20 protein-coding genes are annotated in these 20298 nt (G+C 66.9%); 10 read left to right on the top strand and 10 right to left on the bottom strand.

All coding sequences use genetic code 11. From position 1 onward, the window contains the following. Nucleotides 1–15 precede the first annotated feature (15 nt). The 5 genes from ACU0B3_RS14135 to ACU0B3_RS14115 all read right to left on the bottom strand — a co-directional run bounded on the left by ACU0B3_RS14135 (nucleotide 16) and on the right by ACU0B3_RS14115 (nucleotide 5594). Nucleotides 16–1035, bottom strand: coding sequence for a TRAP transporter substrate-binding protein (locus ACU0B3_RS14135; protein WP_446261509.1), 1020 nt, complete (start codon nucleotides 1033–1035; stop codon nucleotides 16–18). Nucleotides 1036–1098: 63 nt separating this feature from the next. Beyond that, nucleotides 1099–2529, bottom strand: a complete 1431-nt coding sequence (locus tag ACU0B3_RS14130) for a class I adenylate-forming enzyme family protein (protein ID WP_446261508.1) — start codon at nucleotides 2527–2529, stop codon at nucleotides 1099–1101. After that, complete coding sequence (locus tag ACU0B3_RS14125; protein ID WP_446261507.1) at nucleotides 2519–3790, bottom strand: acyl-CoA dehydrogenase family protein; 1272 nt, start codon at nucleotides 3788–3790, stop codon at nucleotides 2519–2521. The genes ACU0B3_RS14130 and ACU0B3_RS14125 overlap by 11 nt, the downstream gene beginning before the upstream one ends. Then, complete coding sequence (locus tag ACU0B3_RS14120) at nucleotides 3787–4560, bottom strand: alpha/beta fold hydrolase (RefSeq protein ID WP_446261506.1); 774 nt, start codon at nucleotides 4558–4560, stop codon at nucleotides 3787–3789. The genes ACU0B3_RS14125 and ACU0B3_RS14120 overlap by 4 nt, the downstream gene beginning before the upstream one ends. Continuing rightward, nucleotides 4557–5594, bottom strand: coding sequence for a peptidase M29 (locus tag ACU0B3_RS14115; protein WP_446261505.1), 1038 nt, complete (start codon nucleotides 5592–5594; stop codon nucleotides 4557–4559). Before ACU0B3_RS14115 ends, ACU0B3_RS14120 begins: the two co-directional genes overlap by 4 nt. Nucleotides 5595–5671: 77 nt before the next feature. Between ACU0B3_RS14115 and ACU0B3_RS14110 the strand changes: the two genes are divergently transcribed. The 8 genes from ACU0B3_RS14110 (at nucleotide 5672) to mnhG (ending at nucleotide 13044) form a co-directional block, all read left to right on the top strand. After that, nucleotides 5672–6883, top strand: coding sequence for a cytochrome P450 (locus ACU0B3_RS14110; RefSeq protein WP_446261504.1), 1212 nt, complete (start codon nucleotides 5672–5674; stop codon nucleotides 6881–6883). Nucleotides 6884–7254: 371 nt separating this feature from the next. Beyond that, entirely contained in the window at nucleotides 7255–9621 is a 2367-nt protein-coding gene (locus ACU0B3_RS14105) for a putative monovalent cation/H+ antiporter subunit A (RefSeq protein WP_446261503.1), read from the top strand. After that, a complete protein-coding gene (locus ACU0B3_RS14100) occupies nucleotides 9618–10037 on the top strand; it encodes a Na+/H+ antiporter subunit B (RefSeq protein WP_446261502.1) in 420 nt (139 codons plus the stop codon). Before ACU0B3_RS14105 ends, ACU0B3_RS14100 begins: the two co-directional genes overlap by 4 nt. Then, nucleotides 10037–10417: a Na+/H+ antiporter subunit C gene (locus ACU0B3_RS14095; protein WP_446261501.1), complete on the top strand. Its 381-nt coding sequence runs from the start codon at nucleotides 10037–10039 to the stop codon at nucleotides 10415–10417. Before ACU0B3_RS14100 ends, ACU0B3_RS14095 begins: the two co-directional genes overlap by 1 nt. After that, nucleotides 10414–11913, top strand: a complete 1500-nt coding sequence (locus tag ACU0B3_RS14090) for a Na+/H+ antiporter subunit D (protein WP_446261500.1) — start codon at nucleotides 10414–10416, stop codon at nucleotides 11911–11913. Before ACU0B3_RS14095 ends, ACU0B3_RS14090 begins: the two co-directional genes overlap by 4 nt. Continuing rightward, nucleotides 11910–12395 carry a Na+/H+ antiporter subunit E gene (locus ACU0B3_RS14085; protein WP_446261499.1) on the top strand — a complete coding sequence of 162 codons (486 nt, stop codon included), beginning with the start codon at nucleotides 11910–11912 and terminating at the stop codon, nucleotides 12393–12395. Before ACU0B3_RS14090 ends, ACU0B3_RS14085 begins: the two co-directional genes overlap by 4 nt. Beyond that, nucleotides 12392–12724, top strand: a complete 333-nt coding sequence (locus ACU0B3_RS14080; RefSeq protein WP_446261498.1) for a monovalent cation/H+ antiporter complex subunit F — start codon at nucleotides 12392–12394, stop codon at nucleotides 12722–12724. The genes ACU0B3_RS14085 and ACU0B3_RS14080 overlap by 4 nt, the downstream gene beginning before the upstream one ends. Beyond that, nucleotides 12721–13044, top strand: a complete 324-nt coding sequence (gene mnhG, locus ACU0B3_RS14075) for a monovalent cation/H(+) antiporter subunit G (RefSeq protein ID WP_446261497.1) — start codon at nucleotides 12721–12723, stop codon at nucleotides 13042–13044. Before ACU0B3_RS14080 ends, mnhG begins: the two co-directional genes overlap by 4 nt. Nucleotides 13045–13053: 9 nt before the next feature. Here mnhG and uxuA read toward each other — a convergent pair whose 3' ends face one another. Continuing rightward, on the bottom strand, nucleotides 13054–14238 hold the full coding sequence (uxuA, locus tag ACU0B3_RS14070; RefSeq protein ID WP_446261496.1) for a mannonate dehydratase: 1185 nt from the start codon (nucleotides 14236–14238) through the stop codon (nucleotides 13054–13056). A gap of 147 nt (nucleotides 14239–14385) precedes the next feature. Here uxuA and ACU0B3_RS14065 point away from each other — a divergent pair, with 147 nt between their 5' ends. Then, nucleotides 14386–15906: an acyl--CoA ligase gene (locus ACU0B3_RS14065; RefSeq protein WP_446261495.1), complete on the top strand. Its 1521-nt coding sequence runs from the start codon at nucleotides 14386–14388 to the stop codon at nucleotides 15904–15906. A 99-nt stretch (nucleotides 15907–16005) separates the two neighbouring features. Continuing rightward, complete coding sequence (locus ACU0B3_RS14060) at nucleotides 16006–16986, top strand: 2-dehydropantoate 2-reductase (protein WP_446261494.1); 981 nt, start codon at nucleotides 16006–16008, stop codon at nucleotides 16984–16986. Here the strand turns inward: ACU0B3_RS14060 and nagA are convergent. The 4 genes from nagA to rbfA all read right to left on the bottom strand — a co-directional run bounded on the left by nagA (nucleotide 16974) and on the right by rbfA (nucleotide 20238). Further along, complete coding sequence (gene nagA / locus ACU0B3_RS14055) at nucleotides 16974–18134, bottom strand: N-acetylglucosamine-6-phosphate deacetylase (RefSeq protein ID WP_446261493.1); 1161 nt, start codon at nucleotides 18132–18134, stop codon at nucleotides 16974–16976. The genes ACU0B3_RS14060 and nagA overlap by 13 nt on opposite strands. Further along, nucleotides 18131–18988, bottom strand: coding sequence for a BadF/BadG/BcrA/BcrD ATPase family protein (locus ACU0B3_RS14050; RefSeq protein ID WP_446261492.1), 858 nt, complete (start codon nucleotides 18986–18988; stop codon nucleotides 18131–18133). The genes nagA and ACU0B3_RS14050 overlap by 4 nt, the downstream gene beginning before the upstream one ends. A gap of 87 nt (nucleotides 18989–19075) precedes the next feature. After that, nucleotides 19076–19807 carry a phosphodiester glycosidase family protein gene (locus ACU0B3_RS14045; RefSeq protein ID WP_446261491.1) on the bottom strand — a complete coding sequence of 244 codons (732 nt, stop codon included), beginning with the start codon at nucleotides 19805–19807 and terminating at the stop codon, nucleotides 19076–19078. Next, nucleotides 19804–20238, bottom strand: coding sequence for a 30S ribosome-binding factor RbfA (gene rbfA, locus ACU0B3_RS14040; RefSeq protein WP_446261490.1), 435 nt, complete (start codon nucleotides 20236–20238; stop codon nucleotides 19804–19806). The genes ACU0B3_RS14045 and rbfA overlap by 4 nt, the downstream gene beginning before the upstream one ends. Nucleotides 20239–20298: the final 60 nt, after the last annotated feature.

Genomic DNA, 20298 nt, shown 5'->3' with positions numbered 1-20298 from the left:
TCAGTTCGGTCGCGATCAGGAGCCGCCAGCGGCCATCTGTTCGGAGATGAAGGCACGCGCGGCGCTCGCGTCGATGCCGGCGCCGTCGACCTCGGCCATGACCTCGGTGATGATGCCCTCGGCGATGCCGTTCCATGTGGCGGCGTCTTCGGCGGAGGCTTCGATCAGCTTGTTGTCGGGCGCGTCGGCCAACGCCTGCGCGCCGATTTCGTCGATCTCGTCCCAGACTTGCCCGGCCATGCGCGAGGTCATCTCACCGAACAGTGCGGAAAGCGCCTCCTGATCCTCGGTGCTCATGTCCGCGAACGTGTCCTCGTTCATGATCAGCGCGAACGAGCCGCGGTAGAACCCGCCCGGCACGGTGTAGGTGTTCTTGGCGACTTCGTAGAGTTTGAAGCCTGCCTTGCCCTCCATCGGCATCATCACACCGTCCGCAGCATCCGAGGCAAGCGTCTCGTAGACCTTGGGCGCAGGCACGCGGATGCCGGTCGCGCCAAGCGCCGCGCCGACCGCGCCCGAGACACCACCGCCGAGGCGCAGCTTCATCCCTTCGATGTCCGCGAGCGAGGTGACGTCGGCATTGGTGTGCAGCACGCCCGGCCCGTGCGTCATCAGGCCGATCAGCTTGACGCCCCGGTGCTCGTTCGCGGCGCCGAGGAACTCCTCATGCGCGCGCCAGTAGGCGACGGCGGCGGCCTCGGCGTTGCCCTCGTAGCCCGGCAGCTCGATCATCTTGGTCGCCACGAACCGGCCCGGGTTGTAGCCGTGGAAAATCCACGTCATGTCTGCCGCGCCATCGAGGATAAGATCCATCTGCGCAGGCGGGGAGGCGAGACCGTACTTGACCTCTGCCGTGACGCGCCCGTCGGTGGCGGCCTCGATCTCTTCGATCAGGCGCGGCCAGAAGAGCGCGTTGATCCCGTGCGTGGGCGGCGCCCAGCTGGAGATCGTGAGCGTGGTGTCAGCAGCAAAGGCCGCGACCGATGACACGGCGATGGCGGAGCTGGCCACCAGCGTTTTGAGCAAAGTCTTCATATCGTCCTCCCTAGACGTGTGTGGTCCCTGCCGCGGTGTGCTCCCGCGGTCTTGGGTCAAGTGTTAACACTTGGCCTTGAGGCTTGTCGCCAGCTTTCTGACCTCCTCCGCCACGACCTTGCCCATGGCATTCCGGGGGAGAGCGTCTGCAAAAAGCACCTCGCGGGGGTGTTTGTAACGCGCGAGCGTGCCGTCGAGCATCGCGAGGAGGTCCTTGCCTTCGAGCGGTGCGCTTTTCACGGCCACCACCACCGGCGTTTCGCCCCACTTGGGATGCGGAAGACCGACCACCGACAGCTCCTTGATTGTGGGGTGCGTGCGCAAGATGCGCTCGATCTCCGCCGAGTAGATGTTCTCCCCGCCTGAGATGATGATGTGCTTGATCCGGTCGGCGAAAAAGTACTGTCCGTCCGCATCACACGTCGCCACGTCCCCGGTTTTGAACCAGCCGTCTTCGAACGCGGCGTCTGTCAGCGCGTCGTTCCGCCAGTACCCCAGCGCCACGTTCCGCCCGCGCACCCAGATCTCCCCCGGAGCGCCATCTTGCGCGGCACGCCCCTCGGGCGTGACAAGCCGCACCTCGCACGTCCCCTTGCGCCCGAGCGAGCCTGCGGTCTCGATGGCGTCCTCATGGGTCTGGTAGATCGCAAAGGGCGCTGTCTCCGTCGCGCCGTAGATCTGCATCATCGGGATGCCCCGCGCATGCACCGCGTCGATCAATTCGCGCGGCACATCTGTCGAGCCAATCGACAGGCACCGCACACCCGAGAGGTCCGCCGTCTTCCAAGCCTCCGTTCCCAGCATGGCGCCCAGCACCGTTGGCACCGTCACCGCCGTCTGAGCTTTGGCTAGGTCCTTCACCGCCGCGACAGGATCGAACGTCCGGTGCAAGAGCACCGTCGCACCCACCGAAAAGGCAGGCGTCGGCAGGATATTGAGCCCGCCCACATGAAACGTCGGCAGGATGCTCAGCACCGTATCGTCCGCCGTCAACCCATGCGCCGCCACCGACATCTCGGCATTGGCCACCAGCGCCTCCTGCGCCAGCACTGCACCCTTCGGCTCACCCGTCGAGCCGGAGGTGTAGACGATCAGGAGCGGGTCACCGAGGCTCGGCTCTGTATCCTTCCCCTCGGGCTTTGCCACCGGAAGCGCCGCCGCCTTCTCCGCAAACGCCTCATCCCAGTAGACCGCCGAGGGTGCACAATCCGAGACGATCCGCGCGATCTCTTCGTCGGCCAGCCGCCAATTGAGCGGCACAAAGATCGCTCCGATCCGTGCGCAGGCAAAGATGAGGACAAAGACCTCCGGCGCATTCAGCCCGTACCACGCCACGCGGTCACCATGGCCAATGCCCTTGGCCCGCAGCTCATCAGTACGCTCCGCAATCAGCGCCGCGAACGCCGCATAGCTCAGCGCCTCATCTTCAAACAGGATCGCAAAGTGACCGGGCTGAGCCTCAGCCGCCCCCACAATCCAGGCGTCAAGCGTCATCGCTCTCGCCAGGCTGATAGAGCGCGCCCTTGCCAAGCATGTCGAGGCAGAGCTCCGCCGTCCACGGCAGCATCAGCGAACCGCACCGGCTGTCGCGATAGAGCCGTTCCAAAGGCAAGGACCGCAGCATCGATTGCCCTCCGCACGTGCGGATCGCCAGCTGCGCCATCTCGTTGGCGTTCTCCATCACCGTGTGCTGCGCCGCCCAGGCGCGCATCAGGCTGTCGTGCGAGGGATCGGGCCGCGCCTCGGAGATCGCCTGGAACCAGAGCCCTTTGGTCTGCTCCAGCATCACCCGCATCTGTGCCACCGCCAGCTGCTTGGTCGGGTACATCCGGCGCTTGACCGGGGGCGTGCCCGGCACTTCTCCGCGCAGATAGGCCACGGTGAAGTCATAACACGCCTGCGCAATCCCCATGTAGGCGGGCGTCAGCGTCATGAACATATGCGGCCAGCGCCGCGCCGCGCAGGGGTAGACCCCCATCGGCATCAGCTGCGCCTCGTCCGGCACGAACACGTCCTCGAAAAGCAGCGTCCGCGAAACCGTCCCGCGCATGCCCAGAGGGTCCCACTCCCCCTCGACCCGAACCCCCTCGGCGTCCGCAGGCACGGCGAGGTACATCGTGTTGCGGCGGGAGTGCTCTTCGTCCGGGGTTTGGAGTGCAGTGCACAAGGCGCCGTAGTAATTCGCGTGCCCGGAGAGGGAGGCAAAGATCTTCTTCCCGTTCACCTTCCACCCGCCATCGACCTTCAACGCCGTCGTGCCGAACGCCTTGAACCCCGCAGCTGCTGCGCCCCCTTCTGAGAAGGGCTGGGCGTAGATCTTCCCTTCATCGAGAATGCGCCGGTAGTGCAGACGCCGCGCCGCGTGGTGCTCCTTGCGGACCGAGTCCTCCAGCTCCAGTTGGTCGAGCAAGTCTCCGGTCCAAAGGCAGGACGAGACGTGCATGTTGAACGTCAGCGCCGTCGCCCCGCAGAACCGCCCGATCTCGGAGGCGGTCAGCATGTAGGTCTTCAGATCCGCGCCGAGCCCGCCCTCGGCCTCCGGGATGCAAATGCCCAAGAGGCCGGACGACGCCAGATCGGCAAAGTTCTCCGTCGGGAAGGACGCCGCCCGGTCATACCCCGCCGCTCGCGCTGCAAAGTTCGTGGACGCCAACGCCCGCGCCTTGGCCGACAGCGAAGCCTGCTTCTCGGTCAGCCCCCAGGCGTCCGGCTCAAAGATCGGCGCGATGTCAATCGGAGCATGATGTGCCGTCACGAGATCACCTCTTGCAAAAAGTCCCTCACCAGCGCGTTGAACGCCTCTGGCTGTTCTTGGTGCGGCATGTGCCCTGCGCCTTCAAGGGTATGAAACCGCGCACCCGGGATGCGCTGGGCCATCTTGGCCATGGTCTGCGCGGGTGCATTGCGGTCCTCGCTGCCTGCGATCAGGAGGGTAGGGTGGGCAATCTCGCCCACCTCCGCCGCACGGTCAAAGGTCACGAGACACTTAAGGATACCGCGCCACGTCTCCTCCGGTACATCCGCCAGAACCTCAGCGATGAAGGCGATCTCGGCAGGGTCCGTTCTCGGCCCGACCAGATGCGGCGCCGCTTGCTTGGCCATCTCCGCCATCGTCTGCCCCGCTTCGAGCGGCGCGAGGCGTGCTTTGAGAAAGGCATCCTTGAAGCTTTCATCGCGCCCGCCAAACCTCGGGGTAGTTGTAACCAGCACCAGCGACGCGATCTGTTCCGGCCGCCTCAGTGCGTGGTCCAAAGCGATCATCCCGCCAATCGACTGCCCCATCAGGTGTACGGGTGTCCCGAACTCCTCGAGGAAGGCGGCTAGCCGCTGCGACAAGGATTCAAACGTCGGTGCCTCCCGCAGCTCCGACCCGCTATAGCCGGGCATGTCCCAGGTCACCACGCGCCAGCCGTCGAACGCTTCCATCTGGTGGTGAAAGCTCCGCCCGTCCGCGCCGATCCCGTGCAGGCAGACCAGTGTCTGCGGTCCGTCACCAACTTCGCGGTGTGCAATCCCGTGGCTCACACCGGCACCCCGTCCCGCACCACGTGCACCCCGTCGAGGAGGATGTCACAGCCCATCATCGGCAGGTCGAAATGCCCGCGGGTGAAGCGGTCGGCGAACTCGTTGGCGCCTGTCGAATAGAGAAAGTTTCCGGCCAAAGCCCGCAGCTCGGTCCCGTTGAGGTCAGCCTTGTCGTACATCGTTAGCGCCTCGTAGCGGGCCGCGGGATTGAGCCCCCAACCGACGTGGCTCGTGGCATAGGCAAGTGGGTCGTCGAACCCGGCGTAGTAGCTGCGCATGAGCCGCGCGTCGGTGCCAGACCCTTCGATCGACGTCACGAAGTCCGCCTCCAAGGTGCAGGTCACCGCAATCTCGAAATACCGTTTGAAGGTCAGGTTGATGTCGCCCGGTGCAAAGACCAGCCGCCCGTTCACACTGCCCGCCTTGGGAAAGCTCACCACCAGCCCGCCCGGCCAATGCGCCAGCGTGCCGGGGCGGTCGGTGTAGCCCCAGACGCCCACGGTGGCCGCGCCCTCCATCGCGACAGTCAGGTCTGTCCCGGCCTCGGATGTCACCCGCATCTCGCGCGCGGCGCGGCAGCGGGCGACGGCGTCTTTGACCACATCCTTGATCGCCGGGTCGGGGACAAGGCGGCAGAGAATGTCCGGATGCTCGTTCGAGATGTTGAGGATGCGCGCGCCGGAGCGAAGGATCTTCCCCGTTTCAGGCGCGTGCATGAGTCCTTCGACGGTCAGGTCGATCACCACATCCACTGCGCAGAGTTGGGTGACGGCCTCTAGCTGCGGCGTCAACGCCTCGCAGGCGCCTGTTGAGCGGATGATCGGACCCGGAGCGGGCGCGGGCGTCGGGACGGTCACGCGTTCGAAGTGCAGGCCCATCCGGTCCAGCGCTGCACAAGTTAAGGAGACGTTCACCGCCCGCGAGCCGGTTTCCGACAGCACGGCGATGCGCTCGCCCTGCGCCATCTTGCACAGCGTGAAGACCCGCTCGAATGCGTCCAGCCATGCCGGATGAATGATGCTTGTCTCGTCCACAGTCCCTCGCTCCCTTGCGCGTTAGGGTTGCCGGTCATCCCCGCTTGGTTCAAGCTAAATGTCCGAAGGGGGCTACGATGGAAACTGACCTGAGCGCGTTCGATCTGCGCGCCGTTCCGGAGGCGTATCTCGAGGACCCCTATGCCGTCCTTGCGCAGCTCCGGACCCAAGCGCCGGTGCACCAAGCGCCCGACGGGACCTTTGTGCTGACGCGCTACGACGACATCGTGCAGACCTACCGCGACCCGGCGCTCTGGTCGTCGGACAAGACCGCGGCTTTCCTGCCGAAGTTCGGCGACACCCCGCTTTTCGAGCATCACACCACCAGCGTCGTCTTCACCGACCCGCCCGATCACACGCGCATCCGGCGGCTCTTCCAGTCGGCCTTCACCCGCAAGGCGCTGGCCGCGTTTGAGCCTCGGATCACGGCGCTTGTGGACGGCTATCTCGACCGGCTTGAGGATCAGGGGAAGGTGGAGGTGGTGGAGGAGTTCTCCTTTCAGTTGCCCATCGAGGTCGTGTGCGATCTGCTCGGCGTGCCGGGGGAGGACCGGGAGCTGCTCCGCCAATGGGCGAACGCCATCCTCACCGCGCTCGAACCGGCGCTGACGCCGGAACAGCTCGAGGCGGGGAACACCGCCGTTGTGCAGTTCAAGGACTACCTGCGGGACCTCATCGCGCACCGCCGCGCGCATCCCGAGGGGGCGCAGGACACCGAAGTGCTGACGGTTCTGGCCGATGCCGAGGCGGACGGGGAAAAGCTCACCGAGATCGAGCTTTTGCACCAGTGCATCTTCATGCTGAACGCGGGCCACGAGACCTCGACCAACATGCTGAGCCACGGCATTCACGAGATGCTCCAGCGCCCCGATCAGGTTGCGCGGCTCCGTGAGGACCCGGCGTTGATCGACACATTGGTCGAGGAGGTCCTGAGGTTTCAGGCGCCGATCCAGATCAACAACCGGCAGGCGACGCAGGACCAAGTCCTGTCGGGCGTCACCATCCCGGCGGGCAGCACGGTGCACATGATGATCAACGCCGCCAACCGCGACCCGGCGCAATTCGCGGACCCGGACACCTTTGACATCGGGCGCAAGCCAAACCGGCACCTCTCGTTTGGCCTTGGCGTGCACATCTGTGCGGGCAACGCGCTGGCGCGGATGGAGGCGGTGATCGCCTTCCAGCGTCTCTTTGCGCGCTTCCCCGGCCTCACGCTCGCCGCCCCTGCCGAGATCGCGCCGCGCCTGCGGTTCCGCGAGGTGGCGCGGCTCGAGGTGGTGCTGGCTTAGAGCGGGCGACCTTAAGCTTGATGCATACGAAACGGATGTGCACGCGCCGTCCCGCGGGGTGGCGCAATCGCGCCGCCCCATGGGGGCGGGCCGGCGCAGCCTGACGTTACCCGTCAGGCGGGCGCTTAAGTCTAAGCTCGCCTGCCTTAAGGCCGCATTGTGCATGTGCAGAAACTTGCGCGCGAAGTGGATTTTCGATTTGAAGATTGCAGACTGCGACCCATCTACACATCCGAAGAAGGTGTAGTATGACGCGCAAGAATCCCTCCCCACTGAGCACTCCTCCCGCTTTGAAGAACGTCCTCTGCCGCATTGAGACGCGCCGCCCTGTGCAGGAATCGCGTCACAAGACGTTGCGGATCGGCTGATCCATGGCTGACATGACCGATATGGACGCGCCCCGCGGCAACGGGCTTGTGGGGATCGCGCCCGTCGCGCTGGCGCTGGCGCTCTTTGCCCTCTTTGCCACGATGATCCCCGATATCGCCGCCGGTGAGACGCTGCGCTACGCCTGGGATTGGGTGCCGTCGCTCGGGATCGCGCTGTCGTTTGTGGTCGACGGGCTGAGCCTGACCTTTGCGCTCCTGATCAGCGGGATCGGCACGCTGGTGCTGCTGTACTCGAACACCTACCTCGCCGGGCATCCGCAATTCGCGCGGTTCGCGCTTTTCCTGACGTCATTCATGCTGGCGATGCTGGGGCTGGTGCTGGCGGACAACCTGATCGCGCTCTTCGTGTTCTGGGAGTTGACGACGATCACCTCGTACCTGTTGATCGGGTTCGGGCATGAGACAAGCAAAGGTCGGCGGTCGGCGCTGCAGGCGCTCTTTGTGACGGGCGCAGGGGCGCTGGCGATGCTGGCCGGCTTTATCCTGCTGGGCTTTACCGCTGGCACCTTCGAGATCTCGGAGATCATCGCGCAAGGTGATGCGATCATCGACGATCCTATGTACCTGCCGATCCTGATCCTCGTGCTGGCGGGCGCGTTCACCAAGTCGGCGCAATTCCCGTTTCATTTCTGGCTGCCGAACGCGATGGCGGCGCCGACACCGGTGTCGGCGTTCCTGCACTCGGCCACGATGGTCAAGGGCGGCGTCTACCTGATGGCGCGGCTCTACCCGGCTTTGTCGGGGACAGACGTTTGGATGTGGACGCTGACCATTGCGGGCGCGTTCACTGCGGTCTTTGCGAGCCTTCTGGCGCTCAGGCAGACCGACCTGAAGCAGGCGCTGGCCTATACGACGCTGATGGCGCTGGGCACGCTGACGCTGTTTCTGGGGCAGTCGGGCGGTTACGCGATGACGGCCTTCGTGACTTTCCTGATCGTGCACTCGCTCTACAAGGCGGCGCTGTTTCTGGTGGTGGGCTGCATCGATCACGGCACCGGCACGCGGGAGGCGGATGTGCTGGGCGGTCTGTTGCGCCCGATGCCGGTCACGGCGTTTGCTGCGGCGCTTGCGGCGCTGTCGATGGCGGGGCTGCCGCCTTCCATCGGGTTCATCGGCAAGGAGCTGATGTATGCCGGCGCGATCGAAGCGCCGTCGAACGCGTGGTTCGTGACGGCGGCGGTGGTCGCTGCCTCGGCGCTGATGTTCGCGGTTGCGTTTGTCGTCGGTTACAAGCCGTTCTGGCGGCCCGCGGGGGGCGAGATGCCGGTCAAGCCGCACGAGGCGCCCTGGCAGATGCTGGCGGGGCCGGTGCTGCTGGCGGTGCTGGGCCTGACGTTCGGTCTGGTGCCGGCGCTGCTGCAAGCGCCGCTCGTGGACCCGACGGTGGCCGGCCTGATGGGCGAAGGCGCCGATCCGAAAACGCTCAAGCTCTGGGCGGGCGTGAACCTGCCGCTTTACCTGTCGGTTGCCACCATCGTCGGGGGTCTGGTCCTCTACGCGCTGCACCGTCCGCTGAGGGCGGGGCTGGCCGCGGCGACCGAGGCGGGGCCGAATTTCGACCGAGGCTGGGACCGGTTCCTTGCGGGCCTCAAGGCGTTCGCGGCCTGGCAGACGCGGGTGATCCAGCCAGGTGTCCTGCGCATCTACATCTTTGCGACCTTTGCGACGGTGCTGGTGGCTGTGGGCGGGACGATCCTGATCAAGAACGCGCTGCCGGCCTCGGTCGATTTCTCGGACGTGACCTGGAAGAACTTTGCCCTGATCGCGCTGATCCTGACGGGCGCCCTGCTGACCGCGGCGACGAACTCGCGCATCACGGCGATGGCGGCGCTCGGGGTCGTGGGGATCGGTGTCGCGGTGGTCTTTATCGTGTTCGGCGCGCCGGACGTTGCGATCACGCAGCTGCTGGTCGAGACGCTGGTCGTCGTGCTCGTGGCGGTCGCGCTCTTGCGTCTGCCGACGCTGGGCGCGCCGGGGTCCAACCCCTTCCGCCCGTGGGATGCCTTGCTGGCCGGCGGGATCGGCGCGGTTGTGACGGTGACGCTCTTTGCGGTGATCGAAGTGCCGATCGACCGGCGGCTGACGGATTATTTTGAGGCCGCGAGCTGGCCGGACGCCTTTGGCCGCAACATCGTGAACGTGATCCTCGTGGATTTCCGCGCGCTCGACACCTTTGGCGAGATCGCGGTGGTGGTGATCGCGGCGCTGGCCTCTTACGCGCTCTTGCGCACCACAAGCCCCGTGGGGCGGTTCAGCCTGCCCCCGAGCAGCGTCAGGCACGGCAGCGTCCGAGAGGTCGGGACCCTTCCCACGGACGATATGGCCAAAGGGTCGGAGGAGCGCACATGAACTCGATCATCCTGCGCGCGGGCACACGTTACCTGGCCGGGCTCTTGCTGCTCTTTTCGATCTACATGCTCCTGCGCGGGCACAACGAGCCGGGGGGCGGCTTTATCGGCGGGCTGATCGGCGCGACGGGGTTCGTGCTTTACGCGATCGCCTGCGGGACCGCCGACGCGCGGCAGGCGCTGCGGGTGATGCCACAGAGCATTGCGATGGTCGGGCTTGGGATCGCGCTCCTCTCGGGCGTCTTTGCGGTGTTCTTCGGAGACGCGCTCTTTACCGGGCAGTGGCTTTTTATCGGCGGCACCAAGGAGGAGGGCGGATTGCCGTTCTCCACGGTGCTCTTCTTCGACATCGGGGTCTACATGGTCGTCTTCGGCTCGATCCTCACGCTGGTGTTCGCGATGGAGGAGGAGATCTGATGGAGGCGCTGCTGGCCATATCCATCGGGGTGCTCGTCGCCGCCGCGGTCTATCTGATGCTGTCACGGCACGTGTTGCGGTTCATCTTTGGCCTCGTGCTGATCTCGAACGCGGCGAACCTGGTGATCTTTACCGCCGGGGGCCTGACGGAGGGCAGTCCGCCGCTGATCCCTTACGGCGAGGTTGCGCCGGTGGGCGTCGTCGGCAACGCGCTGCCGCAGGCGCTGGTGCTGACGGCCATCGTGATCGGGTTCGGGCTTTTTGCTTTTGCGTTGATCCTGATGTTCCGCGCCTACACGACGCTTGGCACGCTCGACAGTGACGAGATGCGCATTGCCGAGCCGCGTGAGGACGATGGCGGCGTGGAGACCCGGGCATGAGCTGGTACCTCGCCACGCCGCTGGTGATCCCGTTCCTGACGGCGGTCGCGGCGTTCATGCTGCGGCAAAGCCCGTGGGGCCGGTGGGTCAGCATCCTCGGCAACGTGCTCTTCCTGGCAGCGGCCCTGGTGCTGATGGCGCAGGTGCTCGCCGAGGGCATCGTGGTGGGCCAGATGGGCGGCTGGGGTGCGCCCTTCGGCATCACGCTGGTGGCCGATTACCTGAGCGGGGTCATGGTCGTGATCACCGCGATCACGGGTCTTGCCGTCGCCGTCTACGCCCTGTCGGATATCAACGAGCGCAAGGAGTACCTCGGGTACCACGCGCTCTTTAACGTGCTGCTCGGTGGCGTCACTGGCGCGTTCATCACGGGCGACCTTTTCAACCTCTATGTCTGGTTCGAGGTCATGCTGATCTCGTCCTTCGGCCTGCTCGTGCTCGGCGGGAGCAAGGCGCAGATCGATGGCGGGGTGAAGTACGTCACGCTCAACCTGATCTCCACGATCCTCTTTCTCGCCGGCATTGGCCTCCTTTACGGCATGACTGGCACGCTCAACCTCGCGGACCTCGCGCGCACCGTGCCGCAGGTCGAGAACAAGGGCCTCGTGACAGTTATTGCGATCATGTTCATGGTGGCCTTCGGGGTGAAGGCGGCGGTCTTCCCGCTCTTTTTCTGGTTGCCGGCGGCCTATCACACGCCTGCGTTCTCGGTGTCGGCGGTCTTTGCGGGCCTTCTGACAAAGGTCGGCGTCTACGCGCTGATCCGCATGTTCACGCTTGTCTTCAACGGGGACATCGCCTTTACCCACACGATCCTTTTGTGGGTGGCCGGGTTCACGATGGTGACGGGCGTTCTTGGCGCGGCGGCGCAGAACGACATTCGCAAGATCCTGTCGTTCCACATCGTGTCTCAGATCGGGTACATGATCCTCGGCCTCGCGCTGATGACGCCGCTGGCGATTGCCGGTGCGGTATTCTACCTCGTGCACCACATCATCGTGAAGGCGAACCTCTTTCTCATCGGTGGTGTGGCCGAGCGGGTGGCGGGCTCGACGGACCTGGCGCGCATCGGCGGGCTCTACAAGTTCGCGCCGCTGCTCGCCGTGCTGTTCCTGATCCCGGCCTTTTCGCTGGCAGGCTTTCCGCCGCTCTCGGGGTTCTGGGCGAAATACGTGCTCGTCGCGGCCGCGCTCGAGGCCGAGGGCTGGATCATCGCGGGCGTGGCGCTGGTCGTGGGCCTGCTCACCATCTACTCGATGACCAAGATTTGGGCGGAAGCCTTCTGGAAGGCGCATCCCGAGGGCGCCGAGCCGCGGCTGGCGCTGCTGACGGCCGAGGACCGGCGGTGCCTCTTGGGACCGATCGCGGCGCTGGCGGTGCTGACGCTGATCATCGGGTTCTTTCCCGAGCCCTTCGTGACCTTTGCGACGGACGCGGCGGCGCAGCTGTTGGACCCCGAAGCCTATGCGACGGCGGTGCTGGGGGCGGCCCCATGAGCAATTTCGCAGCCAACATCTTTCTCGCGGCGGCCTGGGCGGTGCTTTTCGGCAGCTTTACCTGGCTCGCGATGATCTCGGGCTTTGTGGTGGGCTACGCGGTGCTGTGGCTCTTGCAGCCGCTGACGGGCGTGCGGTCGAGCTACTTCAAGCGCGTGTGGTACTGGCTCAAGCTGCTGGTGCTCTTTCACTACGAGCTGGTGGTCTCGAGCGTGCAGGTCCTGTGGGACATCGTGACGCCGACGCTGCTGGCGCGACCGGCGATCCTCGAGATGCCGCTCGACGTCAAGACGGACGCGGGCATCCTTCTGGTCACCAACCTCATCTCGCTGACGCCGGGCACGCTGAGCATCGACGTAAGCGAGGACCGCAAGACCCTGACCATCCACGCGATGTTCGCCGACGACCCGGACGCGGTCATCGCCGCGCTCAAGAACGGGATGGAGAAGTGGGTCATCGACGCCGTGGAGGAACGCGCATGACGGCCGATCTCTTGGACGGGGCGATCATCCCCGGCGGGTTCTTTGACTGGGCGGTGATGTTCGGCTTCGCGATGGTCTTTTTCGCGGCCTTCATGGCGCTGGTGCGGCTTGCCAAGGGGCCGACGCTGCCGGACCGGGTCGTGGCGCTCGACATGATGACCGTCGCCATCGTCGCGTTCTGCGGTCTCGCGGCGCTGCGTTCGCGCGATGCGGCGTTTCTCGACGTGGCGGTGGTGCTGGCGCTGGTGGGCTTCCTGGCCACCGTGGCGCTCGCGCGCTTTGCCGAGCGGCAGGCCGTGCGACGCGAGCGGCAGGAGGACGACACATGACCGAGTTCATCGCAGCCGTGTTCGTCATCATCGGCGGGGTCATGTCGGTCTTTGCCGGCATCGGCATCCTGCGCCTGCCGGACGTCTTTATCCGCATGCACGCCGCCACCAAAGTCGGCACGCTCGGCTCGGGCCTCATCATCGCCGGCGTTGCGGTGCATTTCAACGATCCGGGCGTGGTGCTGCGCTGTATCCTGATCGTGTTCTTCCTGCTCCTGACCGCACCCATCGGAGCGCATATGATCGGGCGCGCGGCGCTGCGCATCGGGGTCAAGCCCTGGGGCGCCAAGGACACCGATGTGCACAACAGCGACAGCTGACGCGCGAGGCTAGCCCGCGCCCAGCGCGTGCAGGATGCCCCGCAGCTCGGCCAGACCGCGCAGCCGTCCGACCGCCGGATAGCCGGGCTGCGCCGGCCTTTCGAGATCGCTCATCAGGCGGTGTCCGTGGTCCGGGCGCATCGGGATCTCCCAGTCGGTCCGGCCTTCGGCCTTGCGCCGGGTCTCCTCGGCGCGGAGCGCGCGCAGCACGGCGACCATGTCCGTGTCCCCTTCGAGATGCGCGTCCTCAAAGAAGTCCGGGCGCGCAGCATCCCCCGACCGCGTCGTGTTGCGCAGGTGCGCAAAGTGGATGCGACCCGCGAAGCGCTGCGTGAAGGCGGGCATGTCGTTCGAGGCCAGCACCCCCAGCGAGCCCGTGCAGAGCGTCACCCCGTTGGCCTGCGACGGCACCATGTCGAGCAGCGCCTGATAGTCCTCTGCATTCGACAGGATGCGCGGCAGGCCGAGGATCGGGAACGGCGGATCGTCGGGATGCGCACAGAGCCGCAGCCCCAGCTCTTCGGCAACCGGCACGATCCGCTCGAGGAAGGCGGCGAGGTTGGCCCTCAGCCCGTCCGCCCCGATGCCGGCATAGGTGTCGATGAGGCCGGGCAGCGCGTCCAGCGCGTGAAAGTCGTTCGCCCCGGGCAGGCCGGCACCGACCGTGTTTCCGAGCCGCGTCCGCTCGTCATTGGACATGGCCGCAAAGCGCTCTTCGGCCCGCGCCAGCACGTCGGGTGCGTAGTCGTCCGCAGCGCGCTTCCGTTTCAGGATAAAGAGGTCGAACGCGACGAAGTCGGTAAACTCGAACGCCATTGCCGTGCCGCCGTGGGGCAGGACCTTGTCCGTGTCCGTCCGCGTCCAGTCGAGCACCGGCATGAAATTGTAGCAGACAACCTCTGGACCCTCGGCCTCCGCCAGCCTGCGCAGCGTCTCGGCGTAGGCGTCGAGATGGGCGTCGCACTCCGGGCCTGCCGTCTTGATCGCTTCGGAGACGGGCACGCTCTCGACCACGTCCCAAGTGAGGCCCGCAGCTTCGATCTCGGCCTTGCGCGCCGCGATGGCCGCCGAGGTCCAGGCCGTGCCGGGAGCAAACTGGTGGCAGGCGGTCACGATGCCGTCGGCGCCCGCCTGGCGGACCCACGCCAGTGGCACGATGTCGTCAGGTCCGAACCACCGCCATGTCTGCCGCATATCTGCCTGCCTTTCGAGGTGCTTTGGGTGCGTCTGCCGCCGCGCCCAGACAGCGGGATGCCGTGGGGGCGGGCGTATTGCCGGACGCCCTTTCACCTTGCCTGCCCGGCGACATGAGGTCAAATGCGTGCAGACCGCAGGAGGGCCGTGATGACCACGTTGAAAACCCTGATCGACGCGCAGCCGCCCGAGGCGCAGGCGCTGGGTGCGCCGTCCAAGGACTGGCTGAGCTACGGGCAGATGCAGGCGATGTCGGCGGACGTGGCCGCGCAGCTGCGCCGCACGGGTGTGGCCGCGACCGACCGGGTGGCCATCGTGCTTCCGAACGGCGCGGCGATGGCGTCGGCCTTCGTGAGCATCGCGCAGGCGGCGACAACCGCGCCGCTCAACCCGGCCTATCGGGAGGAAGAATTCGCGTTCTACCTCGAGGACCTCAAGGCCAAGGCCATCGTGCTGGCCGAGGGCGAGGACGGCCCGGCGCTGGCCGCGGCGCGGGGATTGGGGCTCAAGGTGCTGTGGCTCCGCGAGGACGCTTCGATTGCGGGCCTGATCACGCTTGAATGTGACGCTGCCGGGGCGCCTGCGCAGGAGGGCGCGCCAGAGCCTGACGATGTGGCGTTGATCCTGCACACGTCCGGCACCACGTCGCGCCCCAAGATCGTGCCGCTCCTGCAGTCCAACGTCGCGGCGTCGGCGCAGCATATCGCCGCCTCGCTGGCGCTGACGCCCGCGGACCGCTGCCTGAACGTCATGCCGCTCTTTCACATCCACGGGCTCTTGGCGGCGGTGTCGGCGACGCTTGTTTCGGGCGGGTCGATCTTTTGCACGGCCGGGTTCAACGCGCTCAACTTCTTTGCGATGCTCGGCGAGGCGCGGCCAAGCTGGTACACGGCGGTGCCGACGATGCACCAGGCGATCCTGTCGCGCGCGGGGCGCAATGCCGAGGTGATCGCGGACGTTCCGCTGCGGTTCCTGCGCTCCTCTTCGGCTTCCCTGCCGGCGCAGGTGATGGGGGCGCTGGCGGAGACCTTTGGCGCGCCGGTGATCGAGGCCTACGGCATGACCGAGGCCGCGCACCAGATGTGCTGCAACCGGCTCGATCTGCAGAAACCTGGCTCGGTCGGCGTCGCGGCGGGACCGGAGGTGCGCATCGCGGACGAGGCCGAGGACAGGCTGACCGAGGGGCTGGGCGAGGTCGTGATCTCGGGCCCGAACGTCACACCCGGCTACGAGAGCAACGCGGAGGCCAACGCCAAGAGCTTTTTCGAGGCTGAAGGTCGGCGCTGGTTCCGTACGGGCGATCAGGGCACCTTTGACGGGGACGGCTTCCTCAGCCTCACGGGCCGGCTCAAGGAGATCATCAACCGCGGCGGCGAGAAGGTCTCCCCGCTGGAGGTGGACGACGTGCTGATGGACCACCCGGCGGTCGCGCAATGCGTGGCCTTTGCCCTGCCGCACCCCAAGCTGGGCGAAGAGGTCGCCGCAGCGATCGTGCTGCGCGAGGGGGAGGCCGCAACGGAGCGCGACATCCGCGATTTTGCCTCCGCGCGCATGGCGGATTTCAAGGTGCCGCGGCGCGTGGTGATCCTCGATGAGATCCCCAAAGGCGCAACGGGCAAGATGCAGCGGATCGGGATGGCGGAGAAGTTGGGGCTGGTGGGCGCCTAAGTCTGTGACGTCGGTTTTCGTTTCGAGTTCGGGAGCCTCCGGCGGGGATATTTTTAGCCAGAAGAAGCCCGGGGCTGGTGCAGAGATGGGGAGCGCGGGATGAAGATTTGTGTGTTCGGAGCGGGCGCGATTGGCGGCTATATGGGCGCCAAGCTGGCGGGTGCCGGGGCTGATGTGAGTCTCGTGGCGCGCGGGCCGCATCTGGCGGCGATGCAGTCGCAGGGCCTGCGTCTGATCGAGGAGTCCGGTGAGACCTCTGTGCCGGTGCGCGCCTCCGAAGACCCAGGCCAGCTGGGGGTTCAGGACTACGTCATCGTCACGCTCAAGGCGCATTCGGTGCCGCCGCTTGTGCCGCGTATGGCGCCGCTGATCGGGCCGGAGACGACCATCGTGAGCGGCGTGAACGGGGTGCCCTGGTGGTACTTTCACAAGATCGGCGGGCCGCTGGAGGGCACTCGGCTGGGCACGGTGGACCCCGGCGACGCGCAGTGGGACGGGTTCGGCCCGGACCGGGTGCTGGGCTGCGTGGTCTATCCGGCGGCGGAAGTGATCGCGCCTGGCGTCGTCAAGCACATCGAGGGCAACCGGTTTTCGCTCGGCGAGCCGGACGGGTCCAAGTCCGAGCGCGCTCTGGCGCTGTCGAAGGCGCTGGTGGCGGCGGGGCTGAAGGCGCCGGTGCGTCCCAAGCTGCGGGACGAGATTTGGGTCAAGCTGTGGGGGAACCTGTCGTTCAACCCGATTTCGGCGCTGACCCATGCGACGCTCGACGTGCTCTGCACCGATCCCGGCACGCGGGCGGTGGCGCGCGGCATGATGCTGGAGGCGCAGGAGATCGCCGAGAAACTGGGTGTGAAATTCCCGATCGACGTGGAGCGGCGGATCGACGGCGGTGCTGCGGTTGGCGCGCACCGCACCTCGATGCTGCAGGACCTCGACCAGGGGCGCCCGATGGAGATCGACGCGCTGGTCACGTCGGTGCAGGAGCTGGGGCGGATCACCGGCACGGCGACGCCTGTCATCGACACGGTGCTGGCGCTGGTGCAGCTGCGCGGGCGGAGTGCGGGGCTTTACGGCGCCTGAAGCGGTTCGGCGCGCGAGAGGCCTGCGCGGATGCGGATGACGTCCCGGAGGGGCGTGCCGCTGGCGAGGTGGCCGACGGGCTGGCCAGTGAGCCGCGCGGGGATCGACGTGGCGGCGGCGAGAGCGTCTGCGAGGCTGAGCCGGGCTTCTGTGTGCAGCACGCGGACTGCGGTCACCAGGTCGAGGTCGGCGCCGGCGAGCGTGCCGTCTTCGAGTGTAAGCCGTCCGTTTTGGCGGAGCACGCGGCGGCCTTGCAGGTCGAACTCGCTCTCTGTGCTGCCCGCCACGGCCATCGCGTCACTGACGGCAAAGAGCGCACCGGGGCCGCGTTTGGCGGTCCAGGCTGTGCGGAGGCTTGCCGGGTGCACGTGGACCGCGTCGGCGATCACGCCGGCGGAGACGTGGCCCGCGTCGAGAGCTGCGCCGACGAGGCCGGGTGCGCGGCTCGTGAGCGGGCTCATCGCGTTGAAGAGGTGCGTGGCGCAGGACGCGCCGGCCTCGAAGTAGCTCAGGCACGTTGCGTAGTCGGCGTCGCTGTGGCCGAGACTGACCAGCGCGCCGGCCTTTGCGAGAGCGGCGACTTGGTCCAGCGTGGCGTTTTCCGGGGCGAGGGTCACCTTGAGCAGCGGCAGCGCGTCCGCGGCGTGCAGAAGCAGGTCGAGGTCGGCGGGCGTCATCGGTCGGATCAGGGCGGCGTCGTGGGCGCCCTTGCGAAGGACCGACAGGTGCGGGCCTTCGAGGTGCAGCCCGAGAAGGCCGGCGACGCCGTCAGAAAGAGCCTCCCGGGTGGCCGCGATGGCGGCTTCGGTGACGTCCGGCGTGTCCGTGATGAGCGTGGGCAGGATGTGCGTGGCGCCGAGGCTGCGATGAGCCGCGGCGATGGTGCGCAGGGTGGAGGCCGAAAGCGCGGCGCCGAACATCACCCCGCCGCCTCCGTTGACCTGCAGATCGACAAAGCCGGGCGCGAGGATGTCGCCATCGAGGTTCAGGGTTTTGGCGCCGGGGATGTCGGGTGTGCCGTATTGGAGCGTGCGCAGGAGGCCGTCTTCGAAGAGTGCGGCGTAGCCGTCCCACAGGCCTGTGCCGTTGAAGATCGGGCCGCCGTGGACGATGAGGCGGTCCGGTGTGGGTCGTTTGGCGGGGCTCATGGACGTGCCTCGGCGGCGAAGTCTTGCGCGAGGGCAAGTGCGCCGTCGATGGCGCTGGCGAGGGGGGCCTTGAGGCAGGCGCGCAGGTCGTCCGGGAGGAAAGGCGCGAAGTGGGGGCCGATTCCACCGGTGAGGCAGACGGGCATCTCCGGCGTCCAGCCGAGTGCACGGGCGGCGTATGCGATTTCGGCTGCGCCTTCTTTGAGGATGTCTTTGGCGAGTGGGTCCGTGGCGGCTTCGGTGACCATTGGGGCGAGGGCGGCGATGTCGGACGTGGGGCGTGTGCGAACGCCGGTGACGATGCCCGAGGGGGTGCCGAACCGCGCAAGGAGTCGCTCGGAAAGGGGCGAGGCGGCGCGGCGTCCGTCGCAGATCTTGAGCGTTTCTGCCAGCGCGCGGCGCACGAGCCACGCGGCGGAGGCTTCGTCGCCGAGGTCCGCGCCCCAGCCGCCGGCACCGTGTGCCTGGCCTTGGGATTGCAGGACAAAGAAGCTGCCGGTGCCGCATTGCGCGAGAAATCCGTCCGCCGACCCAAGCGCGCCGCGCGCGGCGGCGGGGCGGTCGTCGGTGACGCGCAGGCGGGTGAGGGGCAGGGCCGCTGTGACCCTTTGCGCCATGTCCGGCGTCAGGACGCCCGCGAGCCCGGCGAAGGTCGGAATGTCGGTCAGGTCGACGCCCGAGCGGTCCGCGAGATCGGCGAGGCCGGCCTTGAGCTCGGCGACGGCACCGTCGAAATCGGCAGAGACGTTGGCGCCGCCGCGGCTGAGCTGCCAGCTCTTGCCACGGGCGATCAACGCAAACCTGCTGGTGCTGCCGCCTCCGTCGATGGCGAGGCAGGCCATTTCGTCTTTCACGGGAGTCCCTCCATCCCCGCGCCACTATAGCGATAGGCGGTTGCGCGGAAAGACCGTCTTTGTGTCAGCAGCTTAGGCTCCTAAACCCTAGCGCGTGACGGCGACGATCGGTCCCATGCGGCGGCCCGGGTCGCGGCGGTTCAGCGTCGAGGCGTAGAGCCGCGAAACGGAGCCGTCGAGAAAGAGCGCTTGGTCGAGGTTCAGCGTGTCCCGGAAGAGTCGCGCGAACTCGTGGAACGTGACGGCGGTGTTCGAGATTGCAAAGACCGCGCGCCGTCCGTCGCGGGACGTGCCGACGCCGTTGCGGATATGGCGCGACGTCGAGTTCGGCAAGAACCGGGGATGCAATGCGCCATCGATCACCAGCATCGGGCCGGATTGCGTGGCGTGCGTGCAGGCCGGCTTCTGTCTCGCGAACTGGCGGGTCTCGATCACGTTCGCGCGCCCCTCCCTGATGCAGAGAACCCCGTTGGGCAGCAAGCCGAAATTGCCGCGCGACGCGCCGGTGAGGAGCGGGGAGTGTGCCTGTCCGGCTTCGACATAAAGCCCGACGGGTGCGCGGTCGGCGTGGTACATGCCGGCGTTCATGGCAAAGACCAGCTCTTGCCCGCGCGCCCTGAGATCACGCGAGAGCACGTTGAAATGCCCGTAGGGCGTGCCGGTTTCGTCCACGCGGTGGAGCGACAGCGCGTCCTGCTTCAGGTCGACCGTGCAGATCGTGTAGGATGTGCCTTCGAACGTCGTGTCCTCGCACGCAGCGGCGAAGGCCGTGGTCGCGCAAAAGGTCCAGAGGAAAAGCGCAACAAGCGCGCGGGTCACGTGTCCGGCTCATCGTCGTTTGCGCCCTCGGCCTCGGGGCGGGACACGTCGCGGCGCACGATGTCCTGTGCCAGCATCGCGCGGGTCGCGTCCATCTGGTCGAAGGTCTCGTCGAGGCGGAACCGCAGATCCGGCGCGAACTTGAGCCCCGTTTTCTTGCCCACCACGCGGCGCAGCTCGGACTTGTTGCGCGCCAGCAGCGCGACGGCGTCCTCCTCCCCACGTCCCCCCAGAGGCATGACGTAGGCGGTGGCGATCTTGAGGTCGGGCGAGCAGCGCACCTCGGCCACGGTGATCGACAGCCGGTTGAGATCAGGGTCGTGGATGTCGCCCCGCTGCAGCACTTCGGAAAGCGTGCGCCGAATCACTTCACCCACGCGCAGCTGGCGCTGGGAGGGACCGGGGCCGTCATGGAACTTGTTCTTTGCCATGGGATCGCACATAGGCGAGGGCCAGGGTGCATACAAGCAGGCGGCGGCAAGGAGAGTGGG

This window comes from Pseudaestuariivita sp. (assembly GCF_052825805.1).
This window is presented reverse-complemented; position numbering and strand designations above follow the sequence as displayed.

Bases quoted from the DNA above. Each gene is read 5' to 3' on its own strand.
- ACU0B3_RS14105 (WP_446261503.1), top strand. From the start codon at position 7,255: ATGGCTGACATGACCGATATGGACGCGCCCCGCGGCAACGGGCTTGTG.
- ACU0B3_RS14060 (WP_446261494.1), top strand. From the start codon at position 16,006: ATGAAGATTTGTGTGTTCGGAGCGGGCGCGATTGGCGGCTATATGGGC.
- ACU0B3_RS14085 (WP_446261499.1), top strand. From the start codon at position 11,910: ATGAGCAATTTCGCAGCCAACATCTTTCTCGCGGCGGCCTGGGCGGTG.
- ACU0B3_RS14095 (WP_446261501.1), top strand. From the start codon at position 10,037: ATGGAGGCGCTGCTGGCCATATCCATCGGGGTGCTCGTCGCCGCCGCG.
- ACU0B3_RS14090 (WP_446261500.1), top strand. From the start codon at position 10,414: ATGAGCTGGTACCTCGCCACGCCGCTGGTGATCCCGTTCCTGACGGCG.
- rbfA (WP_446261490.1), bottom strand. From the start codon at position 20,238: ATGGCAAAGAACAAGTTCCATGACGGCCCCGGTCCCTCCCAGCGCCAG.
- ACU0B3_RS14135 (WP_446261509.1), bottom strand. From the start codon at position 1,035: ATGAAGACTTTGCTCAAAACGCTGGTGGCCAGCTCCGCCATCGCCGTG.
- mnhG (WP_446261497.1), top strand. From the start codon at position 12,721: ATGACCGAGTTCATCGCAGCCGTGTTCGTCATCATCGGCGGGGTCATG.
- ACU0B3_RS14130 (WP_446261508.1), bottom strand. From the start codon at position 2,529: ATGACGCTTGACGCCTGGATTGTGGGGGCGGCTGAGGCTCAGCCCGGT.
- nagA (WP_446261493.1), bottom strand. From the start codon at position 18,134: ATGAGCCCCGCCAAACGACCCACACCGGACCGCCTCATCGTCCACGGC.
- ACU0B3_RS14110 (WP_446261504.1), top strand. From the start codon at position 5,672: ATGGAAACTGACCTGAGCGCGTTCGATCTGCGCGCCGTTCCGGAGGCG.
- ACU0B3_RS14080 (WP_446261498.1), top strand. From the start codon at position 12,392: ATGACGGCCGATCTCTTGGACGGGGCGATCATCCCCGGCGGGTTCTTT.
- uxuA (WP_446261496.1), bottom strand. From the start codon at position 14,238: ATGCGGCAGACATGGCGGTGGTTCGGACCTGACGACATCGTGCCACTG.
- ACU0B3_RS14100 (WP_446261502.1), top strand. From the start codon at position 9,618: ATGAACTCGATCATCCTGCGCGCGGGCACACGTTACCTGGCCGGGCTC.